This window comes from Paenibacillus sp. OAS669, from assembly GCF_014873645.1.
Lineage (GTDB): Bacteria > Bacillota > Bacilli > Paenibacillales > NBRC-103111 > Paenibacillus_S > Paenibacillus_S vulneris.
Genome location: NZ_JADBDR010000034.1, coordinates 1 through 5,051, shown reverse-complemented (window position 1 = coordinate 5,051; position 5,051 = coordinate 1). Strand labels below are relative to the sequence as shown.

5 protein-coding genes are annotated in these 5,051 nt (G+C 47.4%); 2 read left to right on the top strand and 3 right to left on the bottom strand.

Annotated elements, in window-relative coordinates; all coding sequences use genetic code 11:
• Nucleotides 1-129: 129 nt before the first annotated feature.
• The 3 genes from GGC63_RS34115 to GGC63_RS34105 all read right to left on the bottom strand — a co-directional run bounded on the left by GGC63_RS34115 (nt 130) and on the right by GGC63_RS34105 (nt 3,206).
• On the bottom strand, nt 130-1,296 hold the full coding sequence (locus tag GGC63_RS34115) for a Gfo/Idh/MocA family protein (RefSeq protein WP_079910354.1): 1,167 nt from the start codon (nt 1,294-1,296) through the stop codon (nt 130-132).
• A gap of 182 nt (nt 1,297-1,478) precedes the next feature.
• Nucleotides 1,479-1,886, bottom strand: coding sequence for a CBS domain-containing protein (locus GGC63_RS34110; protein ID WP_192705992.1), 408 nt, complete (start codon nt 1,884-1,886; stop codon nt 1,479-1,481).
• A 135-nt stretch (nt 1,887-2,021) separates the two neighbouring features.
• Complete coding sequence (locus GGC63_RS34105; protein WP_192705991.1) at nt 2,022-3,206, bottom strand: amidohydrolase; 1,185 nt, start codon at nt 3,204-3,206, stop codon at nt 2,022-2,024.
• Between the two features lie 203 nt (nt 3,207-3,409).
• On the opposite strand from GGC63_RS34105, the gene GGC63_RS34100 reads away from it, so the two are divergent.
• Together GGC63_RS34100 and ftsW are read left to right on the top strand one after the other, a co-directional pair.
• Nucleotides 3,410-3,757, top strand: a complete 348-nt coding sequence (locus tag GGC63_RS34100; RefSeq protein ID WP_079910357.1) for a YugN family protein — start codon at nt 3,410-3,412, stop codon at nt 3,755-3,757.
• 12 nt (nt 3,758-3,769) lie between these two features.
• Nucleotides 3,770-4,945 (top strand): putative lipid II flippase FtsW, encoded by a 1,176-nt coding sequence (gene ftsW / locus GGC63_RS34095; protein ID WP_079910358.1) that lies wholly within the window; start codon nt 3,770-3,772, stop codon nt 4,943-4,945.
• The last annotated feature ends 106 nt before the right edge of the window (nt 4,946-5,051 follow it).

The following is a 5,051-nucleotide window of genomic DNA, read 5'->3' as shown; positions in this document are numbered from 1 at the left end:
GGATAAAAAACAAACGGCACAGGACTGTTTCCCGTGCCGTTTCAGATATTATTTTTACTCGCGGTCTTGTCTCTATGCCTAACTTAATGACATTGCCCATGGAGAGCACCTTTTGGTATGAATGGAAGATTAATGAGTTCCTTTAACGTCCATCTCAAGCTGTTTGGTTTCTTTTTTATAGGTGGAGTTGTTGATGCGCTCCTGAAGCTTCTCGTAGTACAAATCTTCATTGATCGGAAGATCCACCCAGTTATCGATCCAGGAGGACAAATGCATCGCATTGGAAAGCGTCAAGCCTTTGATTCCTTCTTCCCCTGGAGCAAGGAGCGGCGTTCCGTTCAGAATGTGGTTGACGAAGTTTTGCGTAATGCCTTTATGGCCCGGGCCCGGCACTCCTTTAATAGGTACTTCGCACTTCCAGCACTCGGGGGAGCCGAAACCGCCGGTGTATTCCTTGTTAAATTGCGGCTCAGGCGTACGCAAGCGCCAGAAGGTTAGCTTCTCGTCCTCGATAACGATTTTGCCGCGGTCGCCTGTAACTTCAAAACGGTTCGTCCCCGGAGCTTCCCCTGTCGTAGTAACGAACAAGCCGGTAGCACCGTTCTCGTACTCCACATAGGCGGTTACGTCATCTTCCACTTCAATATTGCGATATTTGCCGAATCCGCAGAATGCTCTGACACGCTTAGGCATCATATCGATAGTCCACTGCCACAGGTCAAGTTGATGCGGGTCTTGGTTGATCAGGACACCGCCGCCTTCGCCCGCCCATGTAGCGCGCCAGCCGCCGGAATCATAATAGCTTTGGGAGCGGTACCAGTTCGTAATGATCCAGTTCGTGCGGCGAACCTCGCCAAGCTCACCGGATGTAATCAAATCTCTCAGCTTTTGGTAGAGAGGATTCGTACGCTGATTATACATAATACCGAAGGCTTTACCCGATTTGGCTGCAGCTTCGTTCATTTCACGCACTTGCTTCGTATAAACGCCCGCAGGCTTTTCTACCAGCACATGGTATCCGTGAGAAAACGCTTTAATTGCAGAAGTCGGATGATCGTAGTGAGGCGTTGCGACAATCACTGCGTCAAATGCCTTCGATGCGAAGAATGCATCCAGATTATCGAACAGTTGAATATTTTTACTGCCGTGATTATTTCTTACCCATTCCAGGCGTGAAGCGTCGGTATCCACAATGGCTGTCAGCTCTGCACCCTTGACTTGGTTGTTCACCAAATATTCTGTGTGGCCTTTACCCATGTTGCCCACACCGATCAAACCGATACGCACTTTATCCATTCGTGTTTGTCACCTTCCATTTTTTCTTATTTTCATAAGATGATTAGCAATCGTTCAACCAACCTTATTATATAATGCACACGTTAACATTACAATAACAATTTCGGTATAAAAAGCAAAAATCGTTCCTCTGTGATAGAAGAACGATTTGCTTATCCTTTATAAATAGGATGATCTGCGATTTAGGCCTTAACTCCGTCCGAGGAAATTTTACTCAACGCTTCTCCGGCTTCATCTTCAAATTTATCCCTTACGGCGAGGTCACCGATGGAAACGATACCTACCAGCTCGCCGTTCTCGCATACCGGAAGACGACGAATTTGCTGCTTCGCCATCATTTTGGCGGCTTCATCCACCGTCGTTTCCGGGGATGCGGCAGTAATCTGATTGCTGCTCATGACTTCTTTAACGGAAGTAGAACCTTCCCGCTTCTCGGCAAAGCCGCGAATAACGAGGTCACGGTCCGTTATAACGCCAATCAGCTTCTTTCCTTCCACAACGGGAATGAAGCCGGTATCCTCGTTCTTCATTTTTACGGCAACCTCATAAATATTATCCAGCAAGGTGACGGTCGAGCAATCTGTCGTCATGATATCCTTCAATGCTCTACTCAAGGAAAATCCCTCCCAAGGAAGTTGTCTAGAAAAACAAATCACCCACGGGTGCTTGCCCTTCTATGCAACCATAGATTTTCCCTAAACCATGCGCAGCATGCGCCCTGTCGTTTAGCACTTATCGGAATTCCATTCCTTCTGGCAGTCGTCAATCATACCGATAAACAACTTGGCCGCCGCAGCCATTGCCGATTCGTCGATATCGAATTTCGGGTGATGATGCGGATACACAATGCCGAGCTCCGGATTGCCGGCTCCTACGAACATGAAGCAGCCTTTGCGATGATGAAGGTAATAGGCAAAATCCTCCCCTGCCATGATAAGCGGCGATGTTTCTGCGGTCCCCGCCTTGGCGGCCGCTCTATAAAATCTGTCTGCTTCTCCTGGATCGTTTATAACCGGAGGGTATCCCAATTTATAATCGATGGAAACTTCTGCTCCATACATGCTGCAGGTCTGTTCTACGATGGACTCCAGTCTTTCCTTAACCTCCATTCTCAGCTTCGGATCGAAGGTTCGGACCGTGCCGTTCAATGAAGCTTTCTCTGCGATTACATTGAAACTCGTCCCTCCATGAAACGAGCCTACACTGACGACACAGGGCTGAGTCGGATCGACGGTACGGCTGACAATCGTTTGTAAATTGACCACCAGGTGTGAAGCTATCGCTATGCTATCCACAGTTTCATGAGGGAGTCCTCCGTGCCCGCCTTTTCCCTTCACGACAATTTCAAATTCATCTGCTGCCGCCATCATAGGACCGGGCCTGCAGTAGGCTGTTCCCACCGGGAACGGAGTCCATAGATGAATCCCGTAAACGAAGTCAACGCCTTCAAGCGCTCCTTCTTCTATCATACTGTAAGCCCCTCCGGGGGTTAGTTCCTCCGCATGCTGGAAGAGGAAGACGATCGTTCCCTTGAGCTGCTCTCGGTGCTCCGACAAAAGCTTCGCCACTCCGAGCAACGTTGCTGTATGAGCATCGTGCCCGCATGCATGCATGACACCTTGTACTTTGGAGGAGAATTCGCAATTCTTCTCATCCTGGATCGGCAGGGCATCCATATCGGCGCGAAGCGCGATGGTAGGTCCGTCACCGCCGCGGCCTGTTAAACGTCCGACCACTCCATTTCCGCCAACCCCTGTAGTCACTTCCAGGCCCCATTCCCGCAAATGCGCGGTTACAAAAGACGCGGTTTCTTGTTCCTGAAACGATAATTCCGGATGCTGATGCAAGTATCTGCGCCAGCCCACCATTTCCGGATATAACAGATCCACTTTGTTCATTAGCGATTCCATGGCTATTACCTCCGGTTTTAGACTTCTTCTTATTTTACCAAATGCCGTACTTTCTTTCATCCATGTGTCACAAGAATTTCAAATTTTTCTTGCGTCTTCGTTTGGACATTTAGCAATAGGCTTGCACAACTTTGGGAAACATACTATCATGATAAAAAGAAATGAGAATTTTTGGACTTGACTTTCTAGGAGGGCTTTTACAAGTGATTATTGAAAATAGCGGTTTAAAAGGGCTTAAAAGCGATCTTGCCCATTTAGATGAAAGCACAGCCAAACTGGGCTTTGTCCGTTGGCAATGGGAATATTACCGCGCCACTTACGATTTGAAAATTACCGACAATGCGTCGCACAAAGATTACTTTTTGCGCATAAATACCCGTGTTGAATCCGGCAAACTGGAGTCTCCGTACGCCATTCTTTACATAGAAGACGTTTACATCGGAGTGGCAACCTTCCCTCATGGATTGGATTATCAATCTCCGATTCCTGATTCCGTAATGAAAATCGCTCAACAAAAGCTGTCGCAGCTCAAAACCGAATTGTCTGAATAAGCGGAGGTCATCATGACTTCCCCGCGAAGAGGAACACCGGATTTTTTGCTGTTGTTTTTAACGTTTTTGCTCGTTTGCTTCGGTTTGGCTATGGTATTCAGCGCAAGCATGGCGTATACGCGTTCTGTACAAATTGACGGTGCGAAGATAACGGTCAACGATCCTTCGTATCTGGTTATTCGTCAGGCGATCTTCGTTGCTTTGGGTACCGTAGCCATGTTTTTTTGTATGAACATCGATTTCAACAAGCTTAAAACATGGGTTCGTCCCATGTTCATCGTCGTAGTCATCATGCTGCTTCTTGTTCCTGTCATCGGAACCGAGATTAATGGTGCCAGAAGCTGGTTCAGGATCGGAAGCTTCGGTATTCAGCCGGCCGAATTCGCCAAACTTGCTGTTATTTTATATTTGTCCAATTTAATAAGCAAAAAAGAGGACAAATTCAATGATTTCCAAAAAGGTCTGTTACCGGCACTTGTCATTGTCGGATTTATATCCGCGCTAATTATGCTGCAGCCTGATTTTGGCTCTACCATGATCTTGGTTATGTGTGCTGCCATCGTTATCATCGTAGGGGGAGCCAACATAAAGCACTTATTCTTCCTAGGTATTTCAGGCGCAGGGGTCATGTCCGTAGCTGTTGCCATTCATATGATTCAATCCAAGGGCGACAGCTACAAAATCGACCGTTTTACGTCCTTCTTGAATCCGTGGGCCGATCCGCTGGTTTCCGGCTATCAGCTTATTCAATCCTTTTATGCCCTAGGACATGGAGGCTTCTCCGGAGCAGGCTTCGGACAAGGGATTCAAAAGCTGAATTATTTACCGGAAGCTCACACAGACTTTATTTTTTCCATCATAGGTGAAGAGCTTGGCTTTGTTGGTGCCACCTTATTCATCTTCATTTATTTAGCCTTCTTATGGCGCGGATTGACCGTTGCCGTCCGCTGCAAGGACCCCTTCGGTACTTTAGCCGGTGTCGGCATTGTCGGAATGATCGCGATTCAAGCGTTGATCAATCTGGGAGGAGTTACTGGAAGCATTCCGCTGACCGGAGTTCCACTGCCATTGATCAGCTACGGCGGCTCTTCCATGCTTGTTATGTTAACCAGTGTCGGCATCTTACTAAGCTTATCCAGGGAATATAACAAGCCTGATAAAGAACCTGCAAAGAAAAAGAGAGCCTGAATCGGCAATGCCATTAAGTTACGTTTAGAGACAAGACTGGGAATAAAAAATGGAATCTAAAACGGCGTGGGAAAAGCCCTGTGCCGTTTTTTTATGTGCAAGCAAG